At 70.0% G+C, this 22,631-nt stretch carries 20 protein-coding genes; 13 read left to right on the top strand and 7 right to left on the bottom strand.

Annotation, left to right across the window (positions count from 1 at the left end; genetic code table 11):
• The first annotated feature begins 11 nt into the window (after positions 1-11).
• Together BM013_RS34655 and BM013_RS34650 are read left to right on the top strand one after the other, a co-directional pair.
• Positions 12-650: a TRAP transporter small permease subunit gene (locus tag BM013_RS34655; protein WP_093133842.1), complete on the top strand. Its 639-nt coding sequence runs from the start codon at positions 12-14 to the stop codon at positions 648-650.
• Positions 647-2,590 (top strand): TRAP transporter large permease, encoded by a 1,944-nt coding sequence (locus BM013_RS34650; RefSeq protein WP_093133726.1) that lies wholly within the window; start codon positions 647-649, stop codon positions 2,588-2,590. Before BM013_RS34655 ends, BM013_RS34650 begins: the two co-directional genes overlap by 4 nt.
• Here the strand turns inward: BM013_RS34650 and BM013_RS34645 are convergent.
• Both BM013_RS34645 and BM013_RS34640 read right to left on the bottom strand, forming a co-directional pair.
• The gene (locus tag BM013_RS34645; protein WP_143072583.1) at positions 2,581-3,078 is read right to left on the bottom strand and encodes a hypothetical protein; all 498 of its coding nucleotides are present in this window, start codon (positions 3,076-3,078) and stop codon (positions 2,581-2,583) included. The genes BM013_RS34650 and BM013_RS34645 overlap by 10 nt on opposite strands.
• A 110-nt stretch (positions 3,079-3,188) precedes the next feature.
• On the bottom strand, positions 3,189-5,168 hold the full coding sequence (locus tag BM013_RS34640; protein ID WP_256221829.1) for a PEP/pyruvate-binding domain-containing protein: 1,980 nt from the start codon (positions 5,166-5,168) through the stop codon (positions 3,189-3,191).
• A 245-nt stretch (positions 5,169-5,413) separates the two neighbouring features.
• On the opposite strand from BM013_RS34640, the gene BM013_RS34635 reads away from it, so the two are divergent.
• Positions 5,414-6,739 carry a FecR family protein gene (locus BM013_RS34635; RefSeq protein ID WP_093133719.1) on the top strand — a complete coding sequence of 442 codons (1,326 nt, stop codon included), beginning with the start codon at positions 5,414-5,416 and terminating at the stop codon, positions 6,737-6,739.
• 148 nt (positions 6,740-6,887) lie between these two features.
• Positions 6,888-8,249: a glutathione-disulfide reductase gene (gene gorA, locus BM013_RS34630; RefSeq protein ID WP_093133716.1), complete on the top strand. Its 1,362-nt coding sequence runs from the start codon at positions 6,888-6,890 to the stop codon at positions 8,247-8,249.
• Between the two features lie 117 nt (positions 8,250-8,366).
• Here gorA and BM013_RS34625 read toward each other — a convergent pair whose 3' ends face one another.
• Together BM013_RS34625 and BM013_RS34620 are read right to left on the bottom strand one after the other, a co-directional pair.
• The gene (locus tag BM013_RS34625; protein ID WP_093133713.1) at positions 8,367-9,266 is read right to left on the bottom strand and encodes a ketopantoate reductase family protein; all 900 of its coding nucleotides are present in this window, start codon (positions 9,264-9,266) and stop codon (positions 8,367-8,369) included.
• A 69-nt stretch (positions 9,267-9,335) separates the two neighbouring features.
• Complete coding sequence (locus BM013_RS34620) at positions 9,336-10,250, bottom strand: LysR substrate-binding domain-containing protein (RefSeq protein WP_093133710.1); 915 nt, start codon at positions 10,248-10,250, stop codon at positions 9,336-9,338.
• 181 nt (positions 10,251-10,431) lie between these two features.
• Here BM013_RS34620 and BM013_RS34615 point away from each other — a divergent pair, with 181 nt between their 5' ends.
• The 8 genes from BM013_RS34615 to BM013_RS34580 all read left to right on the top strand — a co-directional run bounded on the left by BM013_RS34615 (position 10,432) and on the right by BM013_RS34580 (position 18,899).
• Positions 10,432-11,217 carry an ABC transporter permease gene (locus BM013_RS34615; protein WP_093133708.1) on the top strand — a complete coding sequence of 262 codons (786 nt, stop codon included), beginning with the start codon at positions 10,432-10,434 and terminating at the stop codon, positions 11,215-11,217.
• Between the two features lie 27 nt (positions 11,218-11,244).
• Positions 11,245-12,273 carry an ABC transporter ATP-binding protein gene (locus BM013_RS34610; protein WP_093133705.1) on the top strand — a complete coding sequence of 343 codons (1,029 nt, stop codon included), beginning with the start codon at positions 11,245-11,247 and terminating at the stop codon, positions 12,271-12,273.
• 32 nt (positions 12,274-12,305) lie between these two features.
• Complete coding sequence (locus BM013_RS34605; protein WP_093133703.1) at positions 12,306-13,394, top strand: extracellular solute-binding protein; 1,089 nt, start codon at positions 12,306-12,308, stop codon at positions 13,392-13,394.
• Positions 13,395-13,413: 19 nt separating this feature from the next.
• The gene (locus BM013_RS34600) at positions 13,414-14,235 is read left to right on the top strand and encodes an ABC transporter permease (protein ID WP_093133700.1); all 822 of its coding nucleotides are present in this window, start codon (positions 13,414-13,416) and stop codon (positions 14,233-14,235) included.
• On the top strand, positions 14,186-14,734 hold the full coding sequence (locus BM013_RS34595) for a TIGR00725 family protein (protein ID WP_093133698.1): 549 nt from the start codon (positions 14,186-14,188) through the stop codon (positions 14,732-14,734). Before BM013_RS34600 ends, BM013_RS34595 begins: the two co-directional genes overlap by 50 nt.
• Before the next feature lie 360 nt (positions 14,735-15,094).
• Entirely contained in the window at positions 15,095-16,612 is a 1,518-nt protein-coding gene (locus BM013_RS34590) for an AMP nucleosidase (RefSeq protein WP_093133839.1), read from the top strand.
• A 156-nt stretch (positions 16,613-16,768) separates the two neighbouring features.
• Positions 16,769-17,779 (top strand): Bug family tripartite tricarboxylate transporter substrate binding protein, encoded by a 1,011-nt coding sequence (locus BM013_RS34585; protein ID WP_177225651.1) that lies wholly within the window; start codon positions 16,769-16,771, stop codon positions 17,777-17,779.
• A 112-nt stretch (positions 17,780-17,891) separates the two neighbouring features.
• On the top strand, positions 17,892-18,899 hold the full coding sequence (locus tag BM013_RS34580; protein ID WP_093133695.1) for a Bug family tripartite tricarboxylate transporter substrate binding protein: 1,008 nt from the start codon (positions 17,892-17,894) through the stop codon (positions 18,897-18,899).
• A 30-nt stretch (positions 18,900-18,929) separates the two neighbouring features.
• Here BM013_RS34580 and BM013_RS34575 read toward each other — a convergent pair whose 3' ends face one another.
• Positions 18,930-19,622: an ArsR/SmtB family transcription factor gene (locus tag BM013_RS34575; protein WP_093133692.1), complete on the bottom strand. Its 693-nt coding sequence runs from the start codon at positions 19,620-19,622 to the stop codon at positions 18,930-18,932.
• An 83-nt stretch (positions 19,623-19,705) separates the two neighbouring features.
• Here BM013_RS34575 and BM013_RS34570 point away from each other — a divergent pair, with 83 nt between their 5' ends.
• Positions 19,706-20,899, top strand: coding sequence for a cytochrome P450 (locus BM013_RS34570; protein WP_093133689.1), 1,194 nt, complete (start codon positions 19,706-19,708; stop codon positions 20,897-20,899).
• On the opposite strand, the gene BM013_RS34565 is transcribed toward BM013_RS34570, so the two are convergent.
• Both BM013_RS34565 and BM013_RS34560 read right to left on the bottom strand, forming a co-directional pair.
• A complete protein-coding gene (locus BM013_RS34565; RefSeq protein ID WP_093133686.1) occupies positions 20,857-21,855 on the bottom strand; it encodes a pyridoxamine 5'-phosphate oxidase family protein in 999 nt (332 codons plus the stop codon). The genes BM013_RS34570 and BM013_RS34565 overlap by 43 nt on opposite strands.
• Positions 21,852-22,520 carry a glutathione S-transferase family protein gene (locus tag BM013_RS34560; protein WP_093133683.1) on the bottom strand — a complete coding sequence of 223 codons (669 nt, stop codon included), beginning with the start codon at positions 22,518-22,520 and terminating at the stop codon, positions 21,852-21,854. Before BM013_RS34560 ends, BM013_RS34565 begins: the two co-directional genes overlap by 4 nt.
• Positions 22,521-22,631: the final 111 nt, after the last annotated feature.

Below are 22,631 nucleotides of genomic sequence, written 5' to 3'. Positions count from 1 at the left end.
AGTTCGTTCCGATGCAATCCTTTCTCCTGGCGGTCGACCGGTTCTCCACATGGATCGGCAAGACCTTCGCCTGGTGCGTCCTGCTGCTCACGCTGCTGATCAGCTGGGAGGTGTTCTCGCGCTATGCGCTCAACAAGCCGCACGCCTGGGTGCTGGACGCGCAGATCATGCTGTACGGCGCGATGTTCATGACCGCCGGCGCCTACACGCTGTCCAAGAACGGCCATGTGCGCGGCGACGTGCTCTACGGCTTCTTTCGCCCGCGCACGCAGGCGCTGGTGGACGTGGTGCTGTACATCGTGTTCTTCCTGCCGGGCATCGTGGCGCTCACGTGGGCGGGCTGGATCTACGCGGGCGAGTCGCTCGCCATCCGCGAGCAGACCTTCTCGGCCGAGCCGCTGCCGCTGTACCCGTTCAAGTACGTCATTCCGCTGGCGGGCTTCACGCTGCTGCTGCAGGGCTTCGTCGAAATCATCCGCTGCGTGCTGTGCATCCGCGGCGGCGCGTGGCCGTCGCGCGAGCAGGACGTGGAAGAAGTCGACGTGCAGAAGCTCAAGGAGATGGTGCACGTGAAGGACGAGGACATCGCCGCGCTCGACCGCGTGGTGGTGGCGCACGGCGCGGCCGCGCAGCAAGGGGGCACGCGATGATCCGCCGCGAACTCTGGTTCGGCCTGTCGTTCATGGCGCTGATCGTCGTGGGCGCGGGCTCGGTGCTGCTGAGCGCCGACACCATCACCAACGGCCACCTCGGCCTGCTCATGCTGTCGTTGGTGGTCGTGGCCATCATGCTGGGCTTTCCCACGGCGTTCACGCTGATGGGCATGGGCATGCTGTTCACCTGGCTGGCCTACGACCGCGACTGGCACCGCACGCTCGACCTGATGGTGCAGTCGGCCTTCAAGACCATGGCCAACGACGTGCTCATCGCGGTGCCGCTGTTCGTGTTCATGGGCTACCTGGTGGAGCGCGCGAACCTGATCGAGTCGCTCTTCAAGAGCCTGCACCTGGCGCTGGCGCGGCTGCCCGGCGCGCTGGCGGTGGCCACGCTGGTGACCTGCACCATCTTCGCCACGGCCACCGGCATCGTGGGCGCGGTGGTCACGCTGATGGGGCTGCTGGCGCTGCCGGCCATGCTGCGCGGCGGCTACAGCGTGCCGCTGGCCGCGGGCGCCATCACCGCGGGCGGCTGCCTGGGCATCCTGATTCCGCCGTCTGTATTGCTCATCGTGTACGGCGCCACGGCGGGCGTGTCGGTGGTGCAGCTGTACGCGGGTGCGTTCTTTCCGGGGCTGATGCTGGCGTCGCTCTATGTGCTGTACGTGATCCTCATCGCGTGGCTCAAGCCGCAGTGGGCGCCGCCGCTGTCGATGGCCGAGCGCGTGGTGCCGCTGCCGCCGCTGTCGCAGCGGCTGGCCGACAGCCCCGCCGCGCATGCGGTGGTGGGGCTGCTGAAGGGGCGGCGCAATGCCGGCGTGCCGTTCTCGCATGTGCTGCGGCAGCTCGGCATCGTCGCGATGCCCGGCGTGATCTTCCTGCTGCTGGCGGCCTTCAGCTACAAGGCCGTGACCACGGTGGAGGCGCAGGCGCGCTACGACATCGAGGAGATCGGCGCGGTGCGCAGCGCGCCCAGCGAAGGCGGCCTGCAGGAACCGCCGGCTGAAGGCGGGTTGGCGGAACCACCGCAAGAAGGTGGGCTGCAGGAACCGCCCTCGGAAGGACAGGCCGCGGAGCCCGCCCCTTCCACGCCCACGCCCGCGCCTGCGCCAGCGCTGGCCGAGCCGTCGGCGGCAACGCCGGGCGCGGTCGAGGGTGGGGCCGAGGCCGCCACGGTGCGCCCCGCCCCCACCTGGTGGTGGGTCACCTTCGCGGTGTTCGGCGCCATGGTCGCGCTGTTCTACCTGTTCCTGAGCTTCGCGCGGCTCGAGATCTTCAAGATGCTGCTGGCCTCGTTCTTCCCGCTGGTGCTGCTGATCATGTCGGTGCTGGGCTCCATCGTGCTGGGCCTGGCCACGCCGACCGAAGCCGCGGCCATGGGCGCGCTCGGCGGCATGCTGCTGGCGGCGGCCTACCGGCGGCTGAACCTCACGGTGCTGAAGGAGTCGATGTTCCTCACGGCCAAGACCTCGGCCATGGTGTGCTGGCTGTTCGTGGGCTCGGCCATCTTCTCGGCCGCGTTCGCGCTGCTGGGCGGGCAGGCGCTGGTGGAGGAGTGGGTGCTGGGCATGAACCTCACGAAGGTGGAGTTCCTGATCCTGAGCCAGGTCATCATCTTCCTGCTGGGCTGGCCGCTGGAGTGGACCGAGATCATCGTGATCTTCATGCCCATCTTCATTCCGCTGCTCGACAACTTCGGCGTCGACCCGCTGTTCTTCGGGCTGCTGGTGGCGCTGAACCTGCAGACGGCGTTCCTGTCGCCGCCGGTGGCCATGGCCGCCTTCTACCTGAAGGGCGTGAGCCCGCCGCACGTCACGCTGAACCAGATCTTCCTGGGCATGCTGCCGTTCATGGGCATCCAGGTGCTGGCGATCGTGCTGCTGTACGTGTGGCCGCAGATCGGCCTGTGGCTGCCGCAGCTGCTCTACAAATAAGGCCCGGCGGCCAGCAAGCCGGCGCGGCGCGTGCCCTCGCGCAAGGCCTGGGCCGCGCCGGGCGCGCACGGGACGGCGGTGTCGAGCGTGTTCGCATCGCCGGCGCCCGACCTCGCGACGACCGCGTCGCCGCCTGCGCCGGGCCGCCGCTGCAGGTAGAGGTCGAAGCCTTCGTGAAACCCCAGCGGCAGCATCTGCGCGCCGCCTGCGGCATCGGCGCTGTTGCGGTGGCGCGGCCCGGGGTAGAAGGCGGACTGCCATTCGATGCGCTGCGCGGCGCCGCTGGCGGGGTTCGCGGAGATCACGCGGGCGCCGACGAACACCACGCCTTCCGCAAACATGCGAAGCGGGCCGTGCGTCTCGACGTAGCGGAACGCGCGGGGCACGGGTGCGCCGAGGCCCGGCTTCCTGGTTTTTCTGCTCTTCCCTTCAGTCGCGCCGCGCGATGCCGCCGGTGCAAGGGCGGCATCGATGTGTGACTCGCTCATGCGGCGAGCCTATGGGCTTCACCCGCGCGGCGCCACGATAGAAAATCTGTCTTTTCCGCGCAGTCATGCAGTGGAAAGAGGCAGTGGAAAGATAGAAAAACCATCCTGCTTCACCGCCAGCGCCGCCGCTCCACATAGGGCCGCGCCTGCAGCAGCACGATCCTGTCGCCCACCGTGGCCCACTCGATGTCCTGGTCCACCCCGCTGAAGGTGCGCTTCACGGCCGCCCCCACGTTGGCCAGCCGCACCACCAGCTCGTCGGTCAGCACGTTGCGCCCGGCTTCCACCGGCACCTCTTTCACGCCGCCGTCCTTGTCGAGCTGCAGCGCCGTGTCTTCGGCCGAACGGCTGAGCACCTGCACGGCCTTCGACCAGCTCGAGTACATCACCTGCTCCGCCACGCGCTGCCCCTCGACCACGCGGATGCCGATGCCGCGCTTGGCCGAGATGTAGGTCACGTGCGGGTGGCCCGCGTCGAAGGGGTCGCGGGTGATCATGACGCCCGCGTTGGCCGAGTCGATGGCGGTCTGCACGAACACGCCCATCAGCACCGACTCCGCATTGAAGCCCGCGGCGCCGCGCGCCTCCCAGGCCTCGGGGTTGAACACCGAGGCCCAGACCTTCTTCACCGCCGCCTCGAGCGCGTCGCCGGTCTTCACGTTGGGCACGGTGGTGTACAGGCCCGCGCCGCTGAAGCCGGGCAGGTCTTCCGAGTTCGACGAGCTGCGCACGAACACGCCACCGCCGCCCAGCTGCGTCTGCCACGCGGCGCGCCACGCCGCGGCCGTGGCGGCATCGACGGGCCATTGCACGATCTCGTCGCGCAACTGCGCCAATGCCTTCTGGCGCAGCTTGGGATCGCTCGCGAAGCTCGGCTGCTGCTGCATGCGCGCGATGCGCCCGGCCAGGCCGTTGGCGCGCATGAAGCGGTCGTAGTGCGCGAACGGCACGCAGAAGCCGTCGGGCACCGACGTGCCCGGAATGCGCGCGGCCTGCATGGCGCCGAGGTTGGCGGCCTTCACGCCGCACTGCGCGCTGTTGCGCGCGCGCAGCGAGGCCAGCGGCAGCAGGCGGGTCTCGCGCAGGTCGGGCTGGATGCCGCGCGCACCGCCGGGCACCGCGCCCGCGGCGGCAACGCGCGCCGAACGCAGCGGCAGCGCCGCGATTTCCTCGGGCGCGAGGCGGCGCATCTGGTAGCCCGAGGCCGCCACCTTCAACGCCACCCACTGGCCCGCGTGCTCCTTCAGCACGCTGGCCGCATCGCGCACGTAGGCGTTGGGAATGCCCCAGCCCTTGGCCAGCAGGTTGACGTGCGACAGCGCGGTCGACGGCCGCTCGGTCAGCACGCCGGCCACGGGCGGCAGGCTGATGGGCACCTGCCGCAGCACGGCGATGTCGTCGGGCAGCAAGGCGTTGATGCCCGATTCGTCGTCCACGATGCGCACGCGGCCGGTGGCCGTGCCCAGGTTCATCGGCAGGAACGGCTGCTCGCGGATCAGCGCCTCCTGGCTCACGGCGTCGATGCCGGCCTCCTTGGCCACGCGTTCGTGCAGCGTGGAGTTGGTCTTGAACTTCACGGGCGCGAAGAAGCTGGCCTTCACCTGCGCGTCGGCCTGCCGCAGCAGCGCCACGGTGAGCCGGTCGCCCTCCCAGAACTCGTAGGTGAAGCTGCCGATGTTCTGCTGCCAGCTCAGCGTGCCGAACAGGAAGCGGCGCTCGGGCACCAGGTAGTTGCGGTCGATCTCGCGCTTGAGCGTGTTCGGCACCAGCCGCGTGTCGCGCAGGAAGCGCACGTGCAGCTGGTAGCGCGGCGTGTCGATGTAGTAGGTGCGCGGCGGCCTGGCCTTCAGGTCGATGGCGAACAGCACGTGCGCGAGCTGCATCGGCGTGCCGGCGTCGTAGACCCGCGCGAGCTGGTCGAAGTCGCCCTGGCTGCGCAGCGCGGGCAACGACGACGGCACCGACGGGCGCGGCACCAGCTGCGCGGCCGGGCCGTCGGGCTGCGGCTGGTTCTGTTGCTGGTAGTAGGAGGGCTTGCGCGCCAGCTGGGCGGCGGCGGGCGCCGCGGCCAGGAGGGCGGAGAGCCCCATGCACAGCGCGAAAACACTATTCTTTTGATAGCACAATGCATCCACTGGACGTGCGCCTCGCTGCTTTTTCATGTGAATTCCCTCCTTACACCCGGTTGCCGATTGCACGCGCGCTTCACCAACCACGTGACAGGCGGTGACAGCGGCAGCGGATTCTCGCGCGTTACAACTCCAACGCTTCCAACGCTTCCGTCGCTTTTCATCGCTTCCATCGCCTTGCCTTTTCCGGGGATCAGAGAAACCACATGACTCGAACCAGCCTTTCGGCCTTTCAACGTCCGCTGCGCCAATGGGCGCTCGGCCTGGCCCTGCTGTGCGCCGGCTTCGCGGCCAGCGCCCAGCAAGACCCGTCGGGCGCCATCGCGCGCCTGAACCTGCAGCAGGGCACGGTGAGCGTCTCGCCCGCCGGCCAGGACCGCTGGTACGCGGCCCGCTCCGACCGCGCGCTGGCCGTGGGCGACCGCCTGCGGACCGATCGCAACGCGCGCGCCGAGGTGTACATCGGCTCGACCGCGCTGCGGCTCGATGGCGCAACGGACGTGGAGTTTTCCGGGGTCGACGAGGTCACCCTCGGCCGCGGCGACCTGCAGCTGCGCGCAGGCGACGCGCCGTCGGGTCAGCGCCAGGGCATCCGGATCGAGACCGCCAATCTCTCGGCGGAGATCCGCACGCCGGGCGACTACCGCATCGCAGCGGATTCGGCGACCACCTGGGTGGCGGTGGCCTCGGGCCAACTCACGCTGCATGGCCAGAACGGCATGTCGCAACGGCTGACCGACCGCCAGCAGACCACGGTGTCGGGGCGCAACCTCGCGACGGCAAGAAACACGCGGTCGCAGAACAACAGCTTCGACGCCTGGGTGGCCGAACGCAACCGGTTCGACGACACGTCGGGGTCCGTACGCTACGGCCAGCCGGCCGCGCTGGTGCCGTCGGCGGCGTCGATCGCGCGGCAACAGCAGATCGGGTACGAGCAGGCACAGCAAGCGCAATGGATGGAGCAGCAGCGCGCGGCGCAGGCGGCCCAGCAGCAGCAGGAGTGGCAGCGCGACCAGGACTGGCGCCAGCAACAGGACTGGCGTCAGCAGCAGGAATGGCGCGAACAACGCCAGCAGCGCGATTGGCAACAACAGCGCGACGGCCGCCAGCGCGCCGAGCAGGACCGCTGGCAGCAACAGCAGCAACAACAGCAGATGCAGCAGCAACTCCAGCAGCAGCAACAGCAGGCCTTGCGCCAGCAGCAGGAGATGCAGTTGCGCGCCGCGCAGGCACAGGCCCAGCAGCAACAGCAATTGCTCCAACAGCAGCAGCGCGCGGCCCAGCAGGCGGCACAGGCCCAGCAACAGCAGCAGCAGATTCGCCAACAGCAAGAAATGCAGCTGCGTGCCCTGCAGATGCAGCAGCAGGTGCAAGCCCAGCAGGCGGCGCAGCAGAACGCGATGCGCCAGGCGCAGGAAGCGCAGCTGCGCGCCATTCAGCAGCAGCACGGCATTGCGCAACCGCAAGCCCCGCGCGACGATCCGAACCGGCTCTGGACCTCGCCGGACTCGCGCGGAACGGCGCCGCCCTGAACGCGGTGTACGTCGTGACCGCCCTGAACGCTGTGCACGCCGTGCACGCCCCGGTGCGCCGCGCGGTGCACCGGCCGCCATTCCCCTAAGCCCCGCCGAAAGCGCCGCCTTCGCCCCGCCGCTACAGTCGGCGGCCAAGGAGCCTTTCATGCCCACATTCGACTTCGATCTCTTCGTCATCGGCGGCGGCAGCGGCGGCGTTCGCGCCGCGCGCATGGCCGCGCAGACCGGTGCGCGCGTCGGCCTGGCCGAGGCCGCCGACCTCGGCGGCACCTGCGTCAACGTGGGCTGCATCCCCAAGAAGCTCTACAGCTACGCGGCCGGCTACGCCGAAGCGTTCGAGGAGTCCGCGGGCTACGGCTGGACGCTGAAGGAGCCGCAGTTCGACTGGGCCCACCTCAAGTCGCAGCGGGCCAAGGAAATCACGCGGCTCAACGGCATCTATGCCTCGCTGCTGAAGAACTCGGACGTCACGCTCGTCACCGGCTGGGCACAGCTGGCCGACGCCCACACGGTGGAAATCGGCGGCAAGCGCCACACCGCGCGCCACCTGCTGGTGGCCACCGGCGGCACGCCCTTCGTGCCCGACATCGCGGGCCGCGAACACATCGTGACCTCCGACGCCATGTTCGACCTCGACCCCTTCCCCAAGCGCCTGCTGGTGGTGGGCGGCGGCTACATCGCGTGCGAGTTCGCATCGATCTTCAACGGCCTGGGTTCCAAGGTGACGCAGCTGCACCGCCGCGCGCACCTGCTCACCGGCTTCGACGACGACGTGCGCCAGTTCGTCGCCAACGAGATGGGCAAGGCCGGCGTGGACGTGCGGCTGAACTGCGATGTCACTTCGGTCGCGCGCAACGCGCATGGCCACGGCCTCACCGTCACGCTCGCGCGCGGCCAGCAGCTGGAGGCCGACACGGTGCTCTTCGCCACCGGCCGCGTGCCCAACACGCAGGGCCTGGGCCTGGAGGCGGCGGGCGTGAAGCTCGACGAACGCGGCGCCATCGCGGTCGATGCGCACTACCGCACGTCGGTGCCGTCGATCCACGCGGTGGGCGACGTGTCCACCCGCGTGCAGCTCACGCCGGTGGCACTCGCCGAGGCGATGGTGGTGGTCGACGAACTCTTCGGCAAGGGCAAGCGCCGGCTCGACTACGAGTTCATTCCCACGGCCGTGTTCACGCACCCGAACATCGGCACCTGCGGCTACAGCGAGATCGACGCGCGCGCGAAGTTCGGCGAGGTGACGGTGTTCTCCAGCGAGTTCAAGTCGCTGCGCCACACGCTGTCGGGCAGCACCGAGCGCACCTTCATGAAGCTGGTGGTGGACAAGGCCAGCGACCGCGTGGTCGGCCTGCACATGGTGGGCGCGGACGCGGGCGAAGTGGTGCAGGGCTTCGCCGTGGCCATGCGCGCGGGCGCGACGAAGGCGATCTTCGACAGCACGGTGGGCATCCACCCGACCGCTGCGGAAGAGTTCGTGACGATGCGCGAGCCGATGCCGGGGTAAGGGAAAGGGCTCGCCCCCAGGCTTCGCGCACTGCGTGCCGCTTCTCCAACCCCCTGCCGGGGGCAACACCTGCGGCCCGGCGAAGCCGGCTCCGCGGTGTTCCGCGCATGGAAGCAGTCAACGCGCCTGCTGCTTGCCTTCCAGCAGCTTCACCATCACGAACAGCACCCGGTTGGCCGGCGTGGGCACACCCAGGGCCTCGCCGCGCCGCACGACCAGCCCGTTGAGGTGGTCGATCTCGCTGAGCTTGCCGCGCGCCAGGTCTTGCGCGGTCGATGAATACTGCGACGGCATGGTCTGCGCGATGCCGCGGATCGCGGCGCCGGTGTCGCCGACCACGTCCACGCCTTCGGCCTTCGCCACCGCCAGGCACTCGGCCACCACGTCGCGGATCACGTCGGTCACGCCCGTGCCCTTCACGAGCACGCCGTAGGGCAGTTGCGTGACGGCCGAGAGCGCGTTGTAGGCGCAGTTGAGGATGAGCTTGGCCCACAGCGAGCCGCGCACGTTGCCCGAGATCTGCGTGGGCACGCCGGCGGCTTCCAGGTGCCGCGCGACTTCTTCGCTGCGGCGCGACGGCGCAATGACCAGTTCGCCGCGGCCGTGGTGCCTCACATGGCCCGGCCCCGCCATCTCGGTGGCCACGTAGACCACCGCAGCGGCCACGTCGTTCGACAGCACCGAGCGCACGCGCGCGTCGTTGTCCACGCCGTTCTGCAGCGTGAGCACCAGCGCGTCGGGCGCGAGGTGCGGCGCGATCTGCGCGGCGGCGGATTCGGTGTCGGTCGACTTGACGCAGAACAGCACCAGGTCGGCGCCCTGCACCGCGCCGGCCTCGGTGCTCGCGGCCATGCGCACGTGTGCGTCGAAGGCCTGGGTCTCCAGCCGCAGGCCCTGGGCCTTGACCGCTTCCACGTGCGAGGGCCGCCCGACCAGCACCACCTCGTGGCCCGCGCGCGCCAGCATGGCGCCGTAGTAGCAGCCGACTGCGCCGGCGCCCATGACTGCAACTTTCATCGATTCATCCTCCGGGGGTCTGGGTTGTCTGTTCGGCCCTGAGGTTACTCAAGACGGCCTTCTCATTTCTCATGCTTCCACCTCGACACCGCGCGAGGCCACGCCCTCGTCCAGCAGCCATTCGCGAAACGCCGCGAACGCCGGCAGGTCGAGCCGGTCGGGCCGGTAGCAGAGGTAGTGCCCCTGGTTCACGCTCACCGGCGTGCCGCAGGGGCTCAGCAGCGCGCCTTCGGCCAGTTCCTCCTGCACCAGCAGCTTGGGCACGAGGCCAATGCCCAGCCCGTTGAGCGCCGCCTGGATCAGCGCCGAGTACTGCGCGAAGCGCGGGCCGGCCACGGTCTGCACCTCGGGCACGCCGTGCTGCGCGGCCCACTGGCGCCAGGCGGTGGGCGCGCCCTCGTGGTGCAGCAGCGTGTGGCCGAGGATGTCGGCGGGCTGCGCGATGCGGTGGCGCCCCTCGACCAGCGAGCGCGCCACGATCAGCACGAACTCGCGCCCCGCGATGTACTCGGACACCACGCCCGGCCAGCCGTCGGGGCCGTAGCGGATGGCCGCGTCCACGCCCGCCGGAATGCCGTCGCTGGGCTCCAGGTGGCGGCTGAAGCTCAGCATCACGTGGCGGCTCTTCTGGCTGAAGGCCGGCAGGCGCGGAATGAGCCACTTGGTGAGGAAGGTGGGCACGCTCGCCAGCGTGAGCAGGCCCGCGCCGGCGTCGCCCGAGCGCGCCTCGAAGGTCGCGGTCTCGATGGCGCGCAGCCCGCCCGAAATCTTCTGCCAGTACACGCGCCCCTGCGGCGTGAGCTGCACGCCGCGCCCGTTCTTCTGCAGCAGCTCGCGGCCCAGGAAGGCCTCGAGCCCCGCGATCTGCTTGCTGACCGCGCTCACGGTGATGCACAGCGCGCCGGCCGCGAGCGTGATGCTCTGGTGCCGCGCCACGGCATCGAAGGCCAGCAGCTCCTGGATGGTGGGGCAGTCGCGCTTCATGCGCGGCCCCGCTGCACATGGCTGCGCCGTGTGAAAGCTGCGTGAAAAACGTTTTCCAATTGCTCAAGTGTCGTCATCCAACTTTCACCCATAGGTACGCATGCGCTTCCTAGAATTCGGGACATCGCTGCGGCACGCTCTGCGCAGACAGTAGCGCATCCGGAAAGTATGCCGGGCGCGCATGACACTGGAGACAACCTTGGTTCGCGGCATCTCGCTCATCTACGGCCTGTACCTGCTGCTGCCCATCGTGCTGCTGATGATCGGCAGCCTGGGCGGCAACTGGACCAACACGCTGCTGCCCACGGGCATCACGGGGCAGTGGTACGTCGACCTGTGGCTCGACACCTCGTTCCGCAAGGCCTTCGTGAGCAGCCTGGTGGTGGCCATGGCGGCCTGCGCCATCAACACCGTGCTGGCATTGCCGCTGGCCTACGCGCTGTACCACGGCGCGCGGCGCGGCGGCAGCCTGGCGGCGCGCATCGTGAGCGCCACGCCGGTGGCGGTGCCCGCCATCACGCTGGCCTTCGGCTACATGATCGTGTTCAACACCGACCTCGCGCCCTGGCTGGGCTCGATGCCGCTGCTGATCGCGGCGCACGCGATCCTCACGCTGCCCTACCTCACCAACACGCTGCTGACCGACCTGCGCCACCTCGACCTGGGCCGGCTCGAGCAGGCCGCGGCCACGCTGGGCGCCTCGGGCTGGCAGCAGTTCACCGGCGTGGTGCTGCCCAGCCTGCGCCAGAGCCTGATCAGCGGGCTGGTGATGGTGGCGGCCATTTCGGTGGGCGAGTTCGGCGTGTCGAACCTGCTCACGAGCTTCCAGAACCGCACCTACCCGGTGGTGCTGCTGCAGGCCTTCTACGGCGCCACGGGCTTCGCCTGCGCGGCCACGGTGATCCTCCTGGTGCTGGCGGGCGCGTCGGCGCTTCTCTCTTCCTCCCTGGTGAAGCAGCGCGCTTGACCACCATGAATCGACCGTGAGCCGACCATGAGCCTCCTCCTCGACAACGTCAGCTACAACTACCCGGGCAGCACGCACGGCCTGCACGAGGTGTCGCTCGACGTGCGCGCGGGCGAACTGGTCGCGGTGATCGGGCCCAGCGGCTCGGGCAAGTCGACCTTGCTGAAGCTGGTGGCGGGCCTGGAAACGGGCCACACGGGGCGCATTGCGCTGGGCGGCGACGACATGTCGCGCACGCCGGTGCACCAGCGCCACATCGGCATGGTGTTCCAGAGCTACGCGCTCTTTCCGCACCTGAGCGTGCTCGACAACGTGGCCTACGGGCTCAAGCTGCGCAAGGTGGCCACCGCCGAGCGGCGCCAGCGCGCGCAGGAGCTGCTGGACATCGTGGGCCTGGGCGACTACGCGCAGCGCGCCGTCGCGCAGCTGTCGGGCGGGCAGCAGCAGCGCGTGGCGCTGGCGCGCGCACTGGCCATCGACCCGCGTGCGCTGCTGCTCGACGAGCCGCTGTCGGCGCTCGACGCCAGCGTGCGCGGCCACCTGCGCGACCAGATCCGCTCCATTCAACAGCGCTTCAACGCCACCACGCTGCTGGTCACGCACGACCAGGAAGAAGCGCTGGTGATGGCCGACCGCGTGGCCATGCTGAAAGACGGCCGGCTGCTGCAGATCGCCACGCCGCGCGAGATCTACGAGAACCCCGCGAGCCGCGCGGTGGCCGAGTTCGTCGGGCTCTCGACGATCCTGCCGGCCAGGGTCAGCAGCGCCGACAGGCTGGACCTGGGCTTTGCCGAACTCGCCGCGCCCACGGGCCGGCGCGCCCATGGCGCCCAGGTGCACGTGCTGGTGCGCCCCGAACACATCCGCCCCGACCCGGCACCCGACGCGGTGAACCGCCTCGCGGGCCGCACCGGCGCGCAGCGCTACCTGGGCGCGCTCACGCGCTACGACTTCGAGGTGCCGGGAGCGGGCAAGCCCTTCCTGGCCGAGTCGGCGTTGCCGGCCGCCGAGGCGATTGCGATCGCGCCCGAACACCTCCGCCTGCTCGACCACTGACCCTTTCAACTTTCCCGCTTCAAGGAGCCACCATGCAACGCAGACATCTGATCCAGGCCGCCGGCGCATTGCCCGTGCTGTCGCTGGCCACCCTCGCGGCGCGCACCGCCTTCGCCTTCGACGGCCCCGAGCTCTACGCGGGCGAGAAGGCGCTGTACGCCGAGGCGCAGAAGGAAGGCCTGTGCGTCTCCTTCGACACCGGCCCCGAGTGGGCCAACTGGAAGTCGCTGTTCGCCGCCTTCAAGAAGCGCTACCCCGAGATCGAGCTGACCTACAACGACATCGGCTCCGCCGCCACTGTGGTCGCGCTCGAGAAGACCAAGCGCCGCCCGCAGGCCGACACGGCCTACTACTTCGCGGCCTCGGGCGTCGACGCGGCCAGGAAGGACGTGGTCGCGCCCTTCAAGCCCGCCAACTTCGACAAGCTGCCGCCGGTGTTCCGCGAGGCCGAGGGCCGTTGGTTCACCATCCACACGCTCAACATCGCGTTCCTGGTGAACAAGAAGCTGGTGAAGAACGTGCCCACCGGCTGGGCCGACCTGCTCAAGCCCGAGTTCAAGAGCACGGTGGTCTACCTCGACCCGCGCTCCACCGGCATCGGCCAGGTGCTGACCTTCGCCGCGGCCTACGCCAACGGCGGCAGCGTGGACAACGTGCAGCCCGGCACCGACTACCTGGGCAAGCTGCACTCGGCCGGCAACGTGCTGCGCGTGGAAGGCACCACGCCGTACGCCAAGTTCCTGAAGGGCGAGATCCCGGTGTGGATCAGCTACGAGAACGACGGCCTGAAGGCCAAGCACGTCGACGGCATGGGCGACGCGGTGGAGGTGGTGATCCCGAAGGAAGCCAGCGTGGCCGCGCCCTATGCCATCAGCTTGGTGAAGAACGGCCCGAACCCCAACGCCGGCAAGCTGTGGCTCAACTTCATCATGAGCGAGGCCGGCCAGTCGCTGTTCGCGCAGGGCTTCGTGCGCCCGGCCGTGCCGGGCACGCCGCTGTCCGCCGACGTGGCCGCCAAGATGCCGCCCGCGCCGCAGATCCACCCGCTCGACGTGGTGAAGGCGTCGGAGCGCAAGGCCGAGGTCGACAAGCTCTGGGCGCTGGCCGCGCTGGGCAAGTAAGAAGGCTCGAAGGAACGTGATGCGACGCTTTGGCGCCTGGCCCGCATGGGCCTTCATGGCGCTGTTCTTCGCGGTGCCGCTGGCGGCGCTGCTGCCCGAAGCCTTCGGCGAGGGCGGCAGCGCCTTCGGGCGGCTGTTCGGCAACCCGCTGTTCTTCGGGGCGTTGCGCAACACGCTGGCGCTCGGGCTGGCGGCGGGCGCGGTGTCGGCGCTGGTGGGCACCTGCATCGCGATCGAACTGGCGCGGCAACCCGCGTCGCGGCGCCAATGGATGATGACCTTGCTGGGCCTGCCGCTGGCGTTCTCGGGGCTGGTGATTGCGTACGGCTTCATCCTGGCCTTCGGCCGCGCGGGGTTCGTGACGCAACTGCTCGCGGGGCTGGGTGCGGACCCGGCGGCCATCGGTAGCTGGATCTACAGCGTGTCGGGCCTGGGCTTCGCCTATGCCTACTACCTGATTCCGCGCGTGGCGCTGTCGCTGTACCCGGTGTTCGCCAACCTCGACCTGCGCCCGGCGCAGGCGGCGCGCACGCTGGGTGCGTCGAGGGCGCGGGCCTTCTGGGACACGGTGGTGCCCGAGGTGATGCCCTCGGTGCTGTCGAACGCCTGCATGGTGGCCGCGATTGCCATGGGCACGTATGGCACGGCGCTGGCGCTGGTGGGCACGCAGCTCAACATATTGCCGCTGATGCTGCTGGCGCAGGTGGGCGACGGGGGTTCCGATTTCGCGGTGGCGGCGGCCTTGTCGCTGGTGCTGATGGTGGTGTGTGTGATCGTGATGGGAGTGGGCGATGTCTTTACGCGAAGGCGCGAGCGCGGTGCTGTCGGCGCCGGTCACTGAGGCGCTGACGCGCCTGGCGCAGAAGCAGTGGGGGCCCGAGCGCCACCGCCAGCCGGTGGCCATGCTGGGCCCGGGCGACGGCGGGCCGGCCGAGTGCGAGGCCGCCTATGCGGTGGCGCACGCGCTGGCCGGCGCGGGCATGGCGGTGGTGTGCGGCGGACGCGGCGGCGTGATGGCCGCGGCCTCGCGCGGCGCGGTGGAAGCCGGCGGCATTGCCGTGGGCATCCTGCCCGAGGAGGACGACCGCAACGCCAACGAGTGGCTCAGCGTGGCCATTCCCACGGGCATGGGCGAGATGCGCAACGGCATCATCGCGCGCAGCGGCGTGTGCCTGATCGCCATCGGCGGCAACATGGGCACGTTGTCGGAAATGGCGATGGGGTTGAAGTGGGGCAAGCCGGTGTTCGTGATGCACGGGGATGTCGAATTGCCCGGGGCGGTGCAGGCCACGGATGTCGACGACATGCTGGGCAAGGTGCTGGGGTGCTTGCTGGGCTGATGGGTTTGAGTTGGACGGGGAGCCGTTCGGGGAGCCGTTCGGGGTGCGTGCACAGGCCACCGGGTACTCCCCTCCGCGAATGTCCCCCGGGGCTGCGCCCCTCCTCCTTTATTTCGCTGCGGGGAGCACCCGGTGCCCTGAGCACGATGGACGCGGCGGTGGTTCCGCTCGATCAAACACGGCTCTGAACACGCTCACGCCGATGGGGTGCCTTGCGCTGCGAAACAAAGGGGGAGGTGCGGTAGCCCGAAGGCCGGAGGACATTCGCGGAGCAAGGCACCCCGTCGGCGTGAGCGCCGCCCTGAACTACGGCCCCAACACGGCCCAAGGCAAACACAGCGGGCATTGCACAATGCCGCCATGCCCTACATGCCCACCTTTGTCGCTCCCGCCCGCTTCACCGATGCCGCCGCCGCGCTCGAACAGGTCAAGGCCATCTACGACGGCGGCCTCGCCCACCTGCGCGAATCGATGCTGCGCTTCGTTGCCGGCGAAGCACTGCCGGGCCGGGTGCGGGCCTGCTACCCCTTCGTGCGGGTGCACACCCATACCGTCTCGCGCCACACGCCGCCGGCCAATGCCGGCCTGAGCTACGGCTTCGTGGCCGGCCCCGGCCGCTACGAGACCACGCTGACGCGGCCCGACCTGTTCTCGCGCTACTACCTCGACCAGTTCCGCCTGCTGCTGGAAAACCACCAGGTCGAGATCGAGGTGGGCACCAGCACGCAGCCCATTCCCATCCACTTCTCGTTTGCCGAGAACGACCACATCGAAGGCACGATGAGCAACGAGCGCCGCGCGCTCATGCGCGACGTGTTCGACCTGCCCGACCTGGGCGTGATGGACGACGGCATTGCCAACGGCACCTACGAGGCGCGCGACGGCGAGGCGCAGCCGCTGTCGCTGTTCACGGCCGCGCGGGTGGACTACTCGCTGCATCGCCTGCGCCACTACACGGGCACCGCGCCCGAGTGGTTCCAGAACTTCGTGCTGTTCACCAACTACCAGTTCTACATCGACGAGTTCGTGCGCCTGGGCCACGAGGCCATGGCCGACGAGAACAGCGAGTACGTGGCGTTCGTCGAACCCGGCAACGTCATCACGCGCCGGCGCGGGCTGGCGGCCGGCGCGAGCGAAACCTTCGCGCACCTGCTGGACGGCAGCCAGGGCACCGCCCCGCCGCGCCTGCCGCAGATGCCGGCCTACCACCTGGTGCGCGAGGACTACAGCGGCATCACCATGACCAACATCGGCGTGGGCCCGGCCAACGCCAAGACCATCACCGACCACATCGCCGTGCTGCGCCCGCACGCCTGGATGATGCTGGGCCACTGCGCCGGCCTGCGCAACACGCAGCAGCTCGGCGACTACGTGCTGGCCCATGCCTACGTGCGCGAGGACCACGTGCTCGACGAAGAGCTGCCGCTGTGGGTGCCGATTCCGGCGCTGTCGGAGATCCAGCTCGCGCTGGAAAAGGCCGTGGCCGACGTCACGCGCTACGAAGGCCCCGACCTGAAGAAGATCATGCGCACCGGCACCGTGGCCAGCACCGACAACCGCAACTGGGAGCTGCTGCCGGGCAACCAGCCGCAGCGCCGCTTCAGCCAGAGCCGCGCTGTGGCGCTCGACATGGAAAGCGCGACCATCGCGGCCAACGGCTTCCGCTTCCGGGTGCCCTACGGCACGCTGCTGTGCGTGAGCGACAAGCCGCTGCACGGCGAGATCAAGCTGCCCGGCATGGCCAACCACTTCTACCGCGAGCGCGTGGAGCAGCACCTGCGCATCGGCATGCGGGCCATCGAGATCCTGCGCGAAGAGGGCTCTTCGCGGCTGCACAGCCGCAAGCTGCGCAGCTTTGCCGAGGTGGCATTCCAGTAAGACAGTAAGAAGAAGGGCTCCAGCCGTGCCTTCGGGCCCGTCGGCGGGTGTGCCGCAGGGGACAGGCACCATCAGGGTTTGTCCTGCCGCTTAGGCACGCTGATTGCGTCGTTTCGCGGACATCATCCGGTTTACCCCACAGAAACCGGAAAAAAGATGACCCAGTCGCGTTCCGTTCCCCTCTCCCGCCGCAGCTTCTCGGCATGGATCGCGGCCTCGGCCGCAGCCGTCGGCAGCGGGCAGGCCGCCCTCTGGCCGCGTGCCGCGCACGCCGCCGACGCACCGCTCAGCAGCAAGCTGCGCATCGTGATTCCCGCCAACGAAGGCGGCGGCTGGGACCAGACGGGCCGCGCGCTCGGCGCCGCGATGCTGGCCTCCGGCGCGGTGGGCAACGTGGTGTACGAGAACATCGGCGGCAAGGGCGGCACCATCGGGCTGGCGAAGTACGCCGAAAAATACGATGCCGACCCCGACACGATGTTGATGAGCGGCATGGTGATGGTCGGCGCGGTGGCGCTGCAGAAGCCCACCGTCACGATGGCCAGCATGGCGCCCATCGCCCGCCTCACCAGCGACTACGAGGTGGTGGCCGTGAAGGCCGACTCCCCTCTCAAGACACCGCAGGACCTGATCGCGCAGCTGCGCAGCGATGCGGGCAACACCGTCATCGCGGGCGGCTCGGCCGGCGGCGTGGACCACATGTACGCCGGCATGCTGGCGCGCGTGGCCGAGGCCTCGCAGACGCTGGTGTACCAGGCGCACCCGGGCGGCGCCGAAGTGGTCGAGGCGCTCGACAGCGGCAAGGCCGCGGCGGGCATCTCGGGCTACAGCGAATTCAGCGAAGGCCTGGCCAGTGGCAAGCTGCGCGCCATCGGCGTGTCGTCCAAGCGGCCGTTCCAGGGCATCGCGTCGGTGCGCGAACAGGGCGTGGACGCCGACCTCGCCAACTGGCGCGGCGTGCTCACCGGGCGCAAGGTGCCGCCGTACCGCAAGGCGGCGCTGCTGACGGTGGTGCGGCGCGCCACCGCCACCGACCTGTGGCAGAAAACCATCAAGCAGAACAACTGGGACCCGTTCTGGATGGAGGGCAAGGATTTCGAGAATTTCCTCGAACTCGACACCGCGATGGCTGGGCCGCTGATCTATCTGCTGAAGCTGAAGGCCTGAGCCGCAAGGGTTCGCGGCCCGTTCCTGCGGGTTTTCCCTTATCCGAAAACCCGCGGAGTTGACACGTTTTTCGGACATCATCCGGTTACTTTTACAGACAACTGGAAACAAAATGCCGCATCACGTGCCTGCCGGCCTTTCCCGCCGCCACCTCGCTGCATGGATGGCGTCGGCCGCCGCCGCCGGCGTGATGCCCGCCGCGCTCTGGCCCGCGGTGGCCGGCGCGGCCGAGCCGCAGCTGGTGCCCAAGCTGCGCATCGTGATTCCCGCCAACGAAGGCGGCGGCTGGGACCAGACCGGCCGCGCGCTCGGCGCCGCGATGGTGGCCTCGGGTGCCGTCGGCGAGATCAGCTACGAGAACATCGGCGGCAAGGGCGGCACCATCGGCCTGGCCAAGTACGTCGAGAAATACGACGCCGACCCCGACACCATCCTGATGAGCGGCATGGTCATGGTCGGCGCGGTGGCGCTGCAGAAACCCGCCGTGACCATCGCGCAGGTCGCGCCCGTGGCACGGCTCACGAGCGACTACGAGGTGGTGGCCGTGAAGGCCGACTCGCCCATCAAGACGCCGAAGGACCTGATCGCCCAGCTGCGCGCGGACGCCGCGAAGACCGTCATTGCCGGTGGCTCGGCCGGCGGCGTGGACCACATGTACGCCGGCATGCTGGCGCGCGTGGCCGGCAACGCCGCCGCGCTGGTCTACCAGGCGCACCCCGGCGGCGCGCAGGTGGTCGAGGCGCTGGAAACCGGCAAGGCGGCCGCGGGCATCTCGGGCTACAGCGAATTCAGCGACCACCTGGCCAATGGCAAGCTGCGCGCCATCGGCGTGTCGTCCAAGCGGCCGTTCCTGGGCATTCCGTCGGTGCGCGAACAGGGCGTGGACGCCGACCTCGCCAACTGGCGCGGCGTGCTCACCGGCAAGAAGGTGCCCGCAGAGCGCCGCGCCGTGCTGCTCGAGGCCGTGCGCCGCGCCACCGCGGCCGACCTCTGGCAGAAGACCATCAAGCGCAACAACTGGGAGGCGTACTGGATGGCGGGCAAGGACTTCGAGAGCTTCCTGGACCTGGACACGGCCATGGCCGGCCCGCTGATCTATCTGCTCAAGCTCAAGGCCTGAGCACGACACCTCGCCCCCTGCGCTTCCGGTTCAGGCGAAGAGCTCCGGCATCTCGCGCTGCGCCTTCGGCGTGAGCGTGAGCGCCCGCCCGTCGAGCTCCTGGCGCACCCAGCCCCGGCGCAGCGACAGCTGCAGCCACGCCGCGCCCAGCGCGCCACCCAGGTGCGGACGGCGCTCGCTCCAGTCGAGGCAGGCGCAGGCGAAGCGGCGGCGCGAGCGGCGCACCGTGTCGACTTCCACGCCCAGGCTCTCCAGCGCGACGGCGCCTTCGGTCGTGAGCTCGTAAGAGCCGCTCTGCAGGCCGCTGAGCCAGCCCTGCGCATGCAGCCGGTCGTGCAGCGCCACGCCGGCGGTGCCCGCCATGTGGTCGTAGCAGGTGCGCGCGCTGCGCAGCCGGCTCGGCGTGTTCGGCTTGAACTCCGGCGTGCGCGGCGCGCCGGCCACCACCATGAGGCTTTCGAGCGCGGCGGCCACGTCGTCGTTGGCGAGGCGAAAGTAGCGGTGCTTGCCCTGCACCAGCAGCTCGACCAGGCGCTCGTCCTTCAGCCGCGCGAGGTGCGCGCTCGCGGTCGACGCGGCCACCTCGGCCACGGTGGCGAGCTCGGTGGCGGTGCGCGCGTGGCCGTCCATCAGGCAGCTCAGCATGCGCGCGCGCGCCGGCTCGGCGATGGCACCGGCCAGGCGGGCCAGGTGGAAGTCGGCGGAGGTGGCAAGGGTGTCCATGGGCGCATCCTAAGACGGTGGCGCACGCCACACTTCGTTCGCGGGCGAAGTGTGGCGGCACGGCCGATCGCACACTGCGGTCCATGAACCCAGCCACCCACGACTTTCCCGCCGACCCGGTCGCCGCCGTCACGCATGCCGACCCGTACCCGTACTACGCCGCGCTGCGCGAAGGCCCACCGCTCGCCTGGAACGACACGCTGCGCCTGTGGGTCGCCAGCCGTGCGGACGTGGTCGAGCAGGTGCTGCAGGCGCACGCCGCGCTGCGCGTGCGGCCCGCCGCCGAGCCGGTGCCGCGCGCCATCGTGGGCAGCGCGGCCGGCGAGGTGTTCGGCCACCTGGTGCGCATGAACGACGGCGCGGCGCACCCGGCACACCGGCCCGCGCTGCAACGCGCGCTGGCCGGGCTCGACCTGAACGCGGTGCGGGAAGCGGCGCTGCTCGTGGCCCAGCGCGTGCCTGCACAGCAAGCGCTGTCGGACACGCTGTTCTCCGTGCCCGTGCAGACCGTGGCGCACCTGCTCGGCTTCGCCGACGACGCGCTGCCGCAGGTCGAGCGATGGATGCGTGACTTCGTGGCCTGCCTGTCGCCGCTGTCCACGGCGGAGCAGTTGCAGCAGGCCAGTGCGGCGGCCGGCGCGCTGATGACGCGCTTCGAGGTGCTGGTCGCGGGCGCAACGCCGCGGCACGGCACGCTGCTGGCCGGCGTGATGGACGGCACGATGGCAGGCGCGCTGGCAGACGGGTCGGCAGAAGGCGCCGCGCCCTCGCGCTCGTTGCTCGCGAACCTGGTGGGCCTGCTGTCGCAGACCTGCGATGCGAGCGCCGGCCTGCTCGGCAACAGCCTCGTCGCGCTGGTGCGCGAGCCCGCGCTGCGTGCGGCGGCCCGCACGCGCGACGGGCTGCAGGCCGTCGTCGAGGAAACCGCGCGGCACGATCCGCCGGTGCACAACACGCGCCGCTTCGTGGCCCAACCGGTCACCCTCGCGGGCACGCCGCTCGCAGCGGGCGACGCCGTACTGGTGCTGCTGGCCAGCGCCAACCGCGATGCGTCGTTCAACCCCGACCCCGACCGCTTCATGCGCGTGCGCGCCAGGCGCCGCATGCTCGGCTTCGGCCACGGCATGCACGCGTGCCCCGGCCAGGCGCTGGCCTGCACGCTGGCCGCCGCCGGGCTCGAGGCCTTGCTGCGCCGCGCGCCCGACCTCGATGCGCTGCGCCGGCGCGGCTGGCTCTACCGGCCGTCGGTCAACACGCGCATTCCGCTGTTCCACTGACCGGTGCCGGACAGGTGCGGCGAGAACTGCGCGTCGCCCCAGCGCAGCGGCAGCGCCGCGGGCCGGCGCAGCGCATGCGTCACCCGAAAGCGCATCAGCCGTTCCGCGCCCTCGAAGGCCTCCACCTCGGGGCCGTTCCAGACGATCTCGGACGTGACCGCCAGGTGCAGCAGCTCGCCGCTGTCGAAGTCGACGAACAGCAGCCCCGCGCGCGGGTGCGCGGCCAGGTTGCCGAGCGTGTTGAAGAACTGGTTGCCGTTGAAGTCGGGCACGGTGAGCACGTCGGCGTCACCGTCGCTGTCGATGCGCACGAAGCCTGGCCGCCCGCCGCGATGCGACACGTCCACGCCGTGCGAGCTCGCATCGGCCTCGTCGCCTTGCGCCACTTCGTTCGGATAGGCGGTGGCGATGAACAGCGTGTCGGCGCTGCCGATCAGGCGGTGCGCCGCCAGGTCGAGCCTGTCGAGCCACTGCACCGGCGCGGCCTTGGCATGCGCCGGTGCAAGCTCGGGTTCGCGCGCCTGGATGTAGCGCGGGCAATTGCCGAAGCTCTGCTGCACCGCGACGGTGAAACCCGCGGCGTCGAGCGCCTCGACGGTGCCGTTCATGCGGTTGCGCCGCCGCGTGTGCGGCTGGATGCCGAGCAGCCCCAGCGTGGCGCCCGGCTTCAGTTGCCCGGCGAGCGGGTCGCCGGCTGCCGGCAACGCGTCGATGCGCAGGTGCATGGCATCGGGCGAGTGCATGAAACCGGCGGGCGCCGCGAGCACGCTGGCCCACGGCTGCAGTTCGGTGTCGATGCTGCCGGCCACGACGAAGGGCAGTTGCTGGAAGAACGCGCGGTGCTGCTCGGGCAGGAAGTCGCGGATCACGCGCGAGCCCACAGCCTCCATCTGCTCGCGCGAGCCGGCCAGCGCCTGCAGCGCCCGCTCGCCCGCATGGAAGGGCGCGGCGATCATGCGACCGCCGCGAGGCCGATGGGCGTGCGCACCATCGGCACGAACCCGGGCAAGGCTTCGACGCGCGCGAGCCAGGCGCGCAGGCTGGGATAGGCGTCGAGCGACACGCCGCCTTCGGGCGCATGCGCCACGTAGGCGTAGTTGGCAATGTCGGCCAGCGTGGCCGTGGCGCCTGCGAGGAACGGCTGCTGCTGCAGGTGCGTTTCCATCACCGACAGCAGCGCGTGCGCGCGCTGCACGGTATCTGCGATGCCGGCGGTGTGGGTGGGGTCCGTGGCACGCCCGAACAGCGCCATGATCCGCGCGGTTGCGGGGCCCGACGCCAGCGGGCCGGCCGCCACCGAAAACCAGCGCTGCACGCGCGCCGCGCCGACCGCGTCGCGCGGCATCCAGCGCGCGGGGTCGGGCGCATAGCGTTCGTTGAGGTAGACCAGGATGGCGTTGGAGTCGGCCAGCGTGAGCTCGCCGTCGTCGATCACCGGCACCTGGCCGAACAGGTTGCGCGACAGGAACTCGGGCGTGCGGTTTTCGCGTTTGCCCAGGTCGAGCTCGATGTTCTCGAACGGCAGGCCCAGCATCGTGAGGAACAGGCGCACGCGGTGCACGTGGCCCGAGAGGGCGGTGCTGTAGAGCTTGATGGGCTGAACGGGGGCGGCGGCGGTCATGGGCGACTTCCTTTTTCGGGATGCAAGGCGATGGCGGGGGCGTTGCCCCGATTGTTCTCTCTTGCGCCGAATGAATGAATAGCCGTTTATGTATTTGACTGCTGCGTTTTC

The organism is Variovorax sp. OK605 (genome assembly GCF_900115445.1).
In the GTDB taxonomy this organism is placed as follows: Bacteria; Pseudomonadota; Gammaproteobacteria; order Burkholderiales; family Burkholderiaceae_C; genus Variovorax.
The sequence above is the reverse complement of the archived record's forward strand: the minus strand, read 5'-3'. Positions and strand labels throughout refer to the sequence as shown.

Bases quoted from the DNA above. Each gene is read 5' to 3' on its own strand.
- BM013_RS34655 (WP_093133842.1), top strand. From the start codon at position 12: ATGCAATCCTTTCTCCTGGCGGTCGACCGGTTCTCCACATGGATCGGC.
- BM013_RS34650 (WP_093133726.1), top strand. From the start codon at position 647: ATGATCCGCCGCGAACTCTGGTTCGGCCTGTCGTTCATGGCGCTGATC.
- BM013_RS34645 (WP_143072583.1), bottom strand. From the start codon at position 3,078: ATGAGCGAGTCACACATCGATGCCGCCCTTGCACCGGCGGCATCGCGC.
- BM013_RS34640 (WP_256221829.1), bottom strand. From the start codon at position 5,168: ATGGGGCTCTCCGCCCTCCTGGCCGCGGCGCCCGCCGCCGCCCAGCTG.
- BM013_RS34635 (WP_093133719.1), top strand. From the start codon at position 5,414: ATGACTCGAACCAGCCTTTCGGCCTTTCAACGTCCGCTGCGCCAATGG.
- gorA (WP_093133716.1), top strand. From the start codon at position 6,888: ATGCCCACATTCGACTTCGATCTCTTCGTCATCGGCGGCGGCAGCGGC.
- BM013_RS34625 (WP_093133713.1), bottom strand. From the start codon at position 9,266: ATGAAAGTTGCAGTCATGGGCGCCGGCGCAGTCGGCTGCTACTACGGC.
- BM013_RS34620 (WP_093133710.1), bottom strand. From the start codon at position 10,250: ATGAAGCGCGACTGCCCCACCATCCAGGAGCTGCTGGCCTTCGATGCC.
- BM013_RS34615 (WP_093133708.1), top strand. From the start codon at position 10,432: ATGACACTGGAGACAACCTTGGTTCGCGGCATCTCGCTCATCTACGGC.
- BM013_RS34610 (WP_093133705.1), top strand. From the start codon at position 11,245: ATGAGCCTCCTCCTCGACAACGTCAGCTACAACTACCCGGGCAGCACG.
- BM013_RS34605 (WP_093133703.1), top strand. From the start codon at position 12,306: ATGCAACGCAGACATCTGATCCAGGCCGCCGGCGCATTGCCCGTGCTG.
- BM013_RS34600 (WP_093133700.1), top strand. From the start codon at position 13,414: ATGCGACGCTTTGGCGCCTGGCCCGCATGGGCCTTCATGGCGCTGTTC.
- BM013_RS34595 (WP_093133698.1), top strand. From the start codon at position 14,186: ATGTCTTTACGCGAAGGCGCGAGCGCGGTGCTGTCGGCGCCGGTCACT.
- BM013_RS34590 (WP_093133839.1), top strand. From the start codon at position 15,095: ATGCCCTACATGCCCACCTTTGTCGCTCCCGCCCGCTTCACCGATGCC.
- BM013_RS34585 (WP_177225651.1), top strand. From the start codon at position 16,769: ATGACCCAGTCGCGTTCCGTTCCCCTCTCCCGCCGCAGCTTCTCGGCA.
- BM013_RS34580 (WP_093133695.1), top strand. From the start codon at position 17,892: ATGCCGCATCACGTGCCTGCCGGCCTTTCCCGCCGCCACCTCGCTGCA.
- BM013_RS34575 (WP_093133692.1), bottom strand. From the start codon at position 19,622: ATGGACACCCTTGCCACCTCCGCCGACTTCCACCTGGCCCGCCTGGCC.
- BM013_RS34570 (WP_093133689.1), top strand. From the start codon at position 19,706: ATGAACCCAGCCACCCACGACTTTCCCGCCGACCCGGTCGCCGCCGTC.
- BM013_RS34565 (WP_093133686.1), bottom strand. From the start codon at position 21,855: ATGATCGCCGCGCCCTTCCATGCGGGCGAGCGGGCGCTGCAGGCGCTG.
- BM013_RS34560 (WP_093133683.1), bottom strand. From the start codon at position 22,520: ATGACCGCCGCCGCCCCCGTTCAGCCCATCAAGCTCTACAGCACCGCC.